General features: G+C 70.4%; 6 protein-coding genes. 2 read left to right on the top strand and 4 right to left on the bottom strand.

Annotation, left to right across the window (positions count from 1 at the left end; genetic code table 11):
- Positions 1 to 735 (bottom strand): class A beta-lactamase (gene bla, locus JWQ05_RS02200; protein ID WP_299653797.1); only part of this gene is annotated, 735 nt, incomplete at its 3' end.
- Between the two features lie 164 nt (positions 736 to 899).
- On the opposite strand from bla, the gene JWQ05_RS02205 reads away from it, so the two are divergent.
- Entirely contained in the window at positions 900 to 1,076 is a 177-nt protein-coding gene (locus tag JWQ05_RS02205; protein WP_299653800.1) for a hypothetical protein, read from the top strand.
- 22 nt (positions 1,077 to 1,098) lie between these two features.
- On the opposite strand, the gene JWQ05_RS02210 is transcribed toward JWQ05_RS02205, so the two are convergent.
- Positions 1,099 to 1,386 (bottom strand): hypothetical protein, encoded by a 288-nt coding sequence (locus JWQ05_RS02210; protein WP_299653803.1) that lies wholly within the window; start codon positions 1,384 to 1,386, stop codon positions 1,099 to 1,101.
- Positions 1,387 to 1,533: 147 nt separating this feature from the next.
- On the opposite strand from JWQ05_RS02210, the gene JWQ05_RS02215 reads away from it, so the two are divergent.
- Complete coding sequence (locus tag JWQ05_RS02215; protein WP_299653806.1) at positions 1,534 to 1,818, top strand: hypothetical protein; 285 nt, start codon at positions 1,534 to 1,536, stop codon at positions 1,816 to 1,818.
- Between the two features lie 12 nt (positions 1,819 to 1,830).
- Here JWQ05_RS02215 and JWQ05_RS02220 read toward each other — a convergent pair whose 3' ends face one another.
- Positions 1,831 to 3,252: a PepSY domain-containing protein gene (locus JWQ05_RS02220; RefSeq protein WP_299653809.1), complete on the bottom strand. Its 1,422-nt coding sequence runs from the start codon at positions 3,250 to 3,252 to the stop codon at positions 1,831 to 1,833.
- On the bottom strand, positions 3,252 to 5,330 hold a 2,079-nt coding region (locus JWQ05_RS02225), incomplete at its 5' end, for a TonB-dependent siderophore receptor (protein WP_299653812.1). The genes JWQ05_RS02225 and JWQ05_RS02220, both read right to left, overlap by 1 nt.

Below are 5,330 nucleotides of genomic sequence, written 5' to 3' on the forward strand. Positions count from 1 at the left end.
GTTGGTGCTGCCGCGCTCACCCGAGCCCGTCTTGTCGGCCACCCGCCAGCCCTCGGGCAGGCCGGCGCGGAGCCGGGTGCCGCCCGTCCGGTTGCGGGCAAGCCAGCCGACGAGCGTGTCCCGCGAAGCTGTGGTCAGGGCCATGCCGAGCGTCAGCCGCTCGAGATCCGCCACCATCGCGGCGGGCGTGGTGGTGTCGCGCGGATCACCCGGGATCGCCTCGTTCAGGGTCGGCTCGGAGCGGTCCAGCCTTGTCACCTGATCGTCGAGGGTGCGCAGATACGCGGTCAACCCGGCTGGGCCGCCGAGGGTGGACAGAATGAGATTGGCGGCAGTGTTGTCGCTGAGCGTAATGGCCGCCTCGCAGAGGTCGCCCAGGGCCATGCTGCCTTCACCCAGGCGAGGCTGCGTGGCCGGGGAGTATTCCACGAGATCGGCGGCGGTGTAGGCGATGCGGCGACCGAGATCCTCTTGTCCCGCATCGACCCGCGCCAGCACCGCGCCGGCCGCTAGGAGCTTGAAGGTGCTGCAGAGCGGGAACGGCTCGTCCGCGCGATGGCCGAAGGTTGCGCCCGTGCGCGTGTCGCGCACGAAAATGCCGAGGCGCCCCGCGCTCTCGGCCTCCAGCGCGGCGAAGCGCTGCGCCAGGTCGGGGGCCGGCGCCTCCTTTGCCCATGCCGATGGGGCGACCGCCAGGAAGGGGACGGCGGCGAGCAGGGTGCGTCTGTCGAGCATCGCGATCTCCTTCGGGTTCGCCACAGCAGACAATGCATCAGGGTGGCGCCAGCGTGGCGGTTCGCGCGTCGATGCGGCCGGAAGCGAACCCGATCGCCGGAACCATGGTTTTCCCGAGCGACGCGATTCCGGCCGACGTTTCGCGGCCGAGAGGAGATACGCCCATGACCGTCATCGGTTCGAACGCGATCTGGCTGGAAGGCCATGCCGCCCAGACCGCCGGGCAGCCCGCCTCGGCCAATCCCTATCCGGCCGGATCGCAGCACAGCGCCGACTGGCTGGAGGGCTACACGGCGGCCGAGACCGAGGCGGGCACGGACCGCCCCGCGGCCGACGGCTAACAAGGCCGCGGTAAGATGCGCCCTACCGACGGGGCTTTTGCATCTTCACGACCGTGCTCCTCGGCTTGCCGAAGGGCTTCAGGGGCGCCTTGGCCTCCAGAGCGATGCGGGCGATCTCCTCGGGACGCGGCGCGCCGTTGGCGATCCGCCGCAGCGCGTCCAGCATCTCTTCGAGGGTCTGGGCGGATTCGCCCTCCAGGGTTTCCTCGGGGCGGATGCCGTTGAGTTCCGGGGCGATCTCCTCGGCCGCCTCGCGCAGTTCGGCGATGAGTTCGGCGGGGGAATAGCGCGGGGGGATCGTCTGGGCCATGGCGAGACCATGGCAGGCGTCGGCGGGCGCGACAACCGGTGGCGCACCCCGCAGGAAGTGCCGTTTCGAACGCTTTTGGCGCCTCGTGCGTTGCTTTGGCCTCGGACACGGTCAGGGGAAAACAGCATCATGCGGACATGGAGGGGCATGGATCGGGCCCCGCATGACGGCCGCTGGATCATCGCGATCCATCGCGACGACCCCGACCGGCGCGCGGTGATCCGCTGGGATCCAGAGGCCGCCGGCGATCCGGCCCCCTGGCACGTCGCCTCGTGCCAGCACAGCTACCCGGCCGAGGCCTTTACGGACTGGATGGAATTTCCCGATTGTCCCTCGGCGGCGATCCCTTCGGAAGCCGAGGCGTGCGTGCGCGCCGTCAACGGAGAGCCCGGCCCCGCGCGTGGTGAGGACGCCGCGTACCCTGTGGGCTGAGCCTAGCGCCGCCTAGGGTGCCCGGGCCGGGCGCCGGAGCCGGCGCCAGCCGAGCGCGACGCCCGTGAGGGCGATGCCCGCACCGAGTCCATTGAGGAGCCACATCACGAGGTCCCAGGCTGGGCGAGCCTGTGTCAGGATTGCGAAATCGAGGCGGTGGGCTGCCTCGAACAGCCAGCGCTGGAGCCGGCCGCTGGCATCGAGCCGGTCGAGGAGGGCACCGCTCTCCGGGTCGATATGCAGCCAGGTCGCGGCCGGGTCGTCGAAGCGGACGCGCAGGACGGGCAAGGGCCGCGTGTCGTGGTGGGGATACCAGTAGGCGTCGTAGGCGGTGAGGGTCTGCGTGCCGGCGATGCCCGCTCCCGGCAGGGCGCGCCCGGCCGCCGCAAGAACGGCGATAGGGCTCGGCGGCGCCACCACGACCCGGCGCGACCGGGCGTCGGCGGCCACCAGCACCGGGCGGCCATCGACCCGGCCGATCCGGACCTCGACGATCCCGGAGAGCGGGATGCCGCTCAAAGCCTCGCGGGTCACTGGGGCGGCGGGGCCGGCATAAGCCTCCCGCATCGCCGCGGACGGCATGCGCGGCGTGAACCAGTGGTTCGGATTCATCGAGAGCCAGCCGCTCGCCACGAACGTGACGAGGCTGATCCCGCCGACGACGCCGAACAGGTGGTGCCAACGTCCCATGCCCCGATAGGGCGTCACGGCGCCGCTGGCGTAGGGGCGGCGCAGGCGCAGGCGCCAGATCCCGAGGACGAGGCCGCTCAGCGCGCCGGCGATCGCGACGCCCGACACCCAGAGCAGGACACCACGCCAGAGGTCCGCCCGCGCCCGCAGGGGCGTCGGGTAGAACCAGTGCGGGATCGCCCCGAGCCAGTTCCACAGGCGCTCCCGGCGGGTCGTGTCGAGCACCACCGATCCGGTGCGGGCCGAAACGTAGAGTTCCGTGCCGGCGGCATCATGGAGCGCCACCACGTGGAAGGGCCGCACGGGGTCGTAGCGGTCCCGCACCGTCCACTGGTCGCGCGTGACCGCCCGCACCGAGGCATGCCGTCCGAACGCGGCCAGCGCCGCGCGGGCGTCGATCTCTCCGAACACGGTCCCGGTCTCGGCGGAGACCACGTGCCGGGCCCCATCGCGGGTCGTCACCTGATAGACCGGCTCGGGCCCCCGCATGGCGAGGCTGAGCCCGTCCGGGGCCGGTTCGAGCCCGACCCGGGCGAGGGCCGCGTCAGGGCCGAAGATGACCCGCTCCCAGGCGATGGGCGTGAGATAGGACAGGCGCTCCGCGTCGGTTAGGGCCGGGAACGCCACGTAGAGCATCACCAGCCCCGATAGCACCCAGGCGGCGAGGAACAGGCCCGTGGCGATGCCGAGCCAGCGATGGCCGAGGATCAGCCAGCGCTTCAGGGGTTTGAGCCAGCGCCGCATCAGAACCGCACGCTGTAGGCGACCTCGAAGGAGCGCGGCCGACCGAGCAGCCAGTTGGTGCCGATCCCGTCGACCGCGTTGCCGCTGATCGCGTAGACCGTGTCGAAGAGATTGTAGGCGCGCACGGACAGCCGCGCGGACGGCGTGACCTGATGGTCGAGCCCGGCATTGACCAGGGTGTAGGCCGGGCGCTTCGCCTGGTTGCCGAAATCGCTGTAGGTCTCGCCGACATGCTGCAGGCCGACCCGCGCCTCCCAGGCGGGCGCGAAGGCGTAGTTCAGCCAGAGGTTGGCCACGCGCTCGGGCACGTCGATGGGCTGGCGCCCGGCGTAGGAGACCACCTGCCCGGCGACCGCCTGATTGAAGGCGTCGTACTGGGCGTGAAGAAGGGCGATGTTGGCGTCGATCCGCCACGCCGCGAGGAGGTGCAGGCTCAAGGCCGCCTCGACACCGAGGGAGGATTGCCGGCCCACCTGCGTCGCGAGGGTCGGCTGGCCCGGCACCGTCGAGACGAGGTTGTCCTTGACGATGCGGTAGCCGGCGAGCGTCCACTCGGCCCGACCTTCGAAGGCCACGCCCTTGGCGCCAATCTCTACCTGCTCGCCGGTGGAAAGCTTGAAGCTGGCCAGACTCTGCGAGAGCGAGATCAGGCTGCCCACCGGATCGGTGGCGGTGGCATATTGCGCATAGAGCGCCAGCAGCGGCGTCGGGTTGTAGACGGCTCCGAAGCGGTAGCCGAGCGCCTGGAAATCCTGGTCGAAGGTGGCGCCGGTGACGAGGTTGCGGCGATGGAGCGTCGGGGCGTCGTAGCGCACGCCCGCCAGCAGCGAGACCTGATCGGACAGAACCAGGCGGTTCTCGGCAAAGACCGAGGCCTGGTTCGTGGAAGTGGCGTAGGCCGGCCGGGCCAGCCCTTCGGCCGGGAACACGCCCGGATCGTAGGCGAACGGATCGACGCTGCTACTGGTATCGAAGAAGAAGTTGTTGGTGTGCCGGAAGGCGATGTGGTTCACGTCGAAGCCGGCCAGGAACTCGTTGCGAAATCCGAACAGGGTGCCCCGGAAGGCCGCGTCGAAGCGGTTACCGACCTGTTCTTGGCTGTGGTAGATCTCGAGGTAGTCCGAGCGGTCGATCCGGCCCGTGTCCCGGTTGAAGGCGTATTGCTCGACGTCGCGCCATTGGCGCCGGCTCTGGAGCCGATAGGCAGTGTTGCGGATCGTGATGTCGGCGGTGGGCGTCCACTCCGCCTTGGCTTGCGTCCAGTTGTCGGTCCAGAGGATCTTGGCGTCCCGGACATTGTAGTTGTTGAAGCGGATGGATTCGAGGATGCGCCCGTTGACCAGCGGCGTTCCCCAGTAGCGGGCCGGCTCCTGGTAGCCGAAATCGTGGCTGACGGTGAAAGCGAGGTCGGGCGTCGCCTGGAAGGCGAGGGCGCCCGAGACCGCGAGATTGCGAAAGCTCCCGTCCGGCGAGATCCAGCCCTCGGTCCGGTTGCCGCTGACGTTGAGGCGGTAGGCCAGGGACTCGCCGATCGGCCCGCCGGAATCGAGGGCGAGCCGCGCGAGGCCGTCCGAGCCGAGCGCGGCTCGCGCCTCGCTGAGGGGCGTGAAGACCGGTTTCTTCGTGACCACGTTGACCACGCCGCCGATGGCGCCGTCGCCGTAGAGGACGGAAGCCGGGCCGCGCAGAACCTCGATGCGCTCGACGTTCCAGGTGTCGAACGGGAAGGTCACGGTGCCGGCGCCCACGAAGAGCCGGGTGCCGTCGTAGAGCTGCTGGATCGAGTTTGGGCCGGCAAAGCCCCGGGCCGTGAAGGCGCCGTTGCCGTTGCCCGGAGACGCCACGGTGGTGATGCCGGTGGCGTTCTGCGTCACGGCCTCGGCCACGGTGTTCTGCCCGCGCAGGCGGGTGGTCTCTCCCGCGATCACGTCGACGCTGGCGGGGGTCTCCAGGGGCGTCAGGCCGAGGCGGCTGGCGCTGCCGCCTACGGTCCGCAGGTTCAGCCCCTCGGCGGGGGCCGGGCTTCCCAGGCCGGAGCCCGACACCGACAGGGTTTCGAGGGTCACGGCCTGCTGCGC

The sequence above is a fragment of the Methylobacterium sp. genome, from assembly GCF_028290105.1.
Taxonomy (GTDB): Bacteria; Pseudomonadota; Alphaproteobacteria; order Rhizobiales; family Beijerinckiaceae; genus Methylobacterium.

Bases quoted from the DNA above. Each gene is read 5' to 3' on its own strand.
- JWQ05_RS02205 (WP_299653800.1), top strand. From the start codon at position 900: ATGACCGTCATCGGTTCGAACGCGATCTGGCTGGAAGGCCATGCCGCC.
- JWQ05_RS02210 (WP_299653803.1), bottom strand. From the start codon at position 1,386: ATGGCCCAGACGATCCCCCCGCGCTATTCCCCCGCCGAACTCATCGCC.
- JWQ05_RS02215 (WP_299653806.1), top strand. From the start codon at position 1,534: ATGGATCGGGCCCCGCATGACGGCCGCTGGATCATCGCGATCCATCGC.
- JWQ05_RS02220 (WP_299653809.1), bottom strand. From the start codon at position 3,252: ATGCGGCGCTGGCTCAAACCCCTGAAGCGCTGGCTGATCCTCGGCCAT.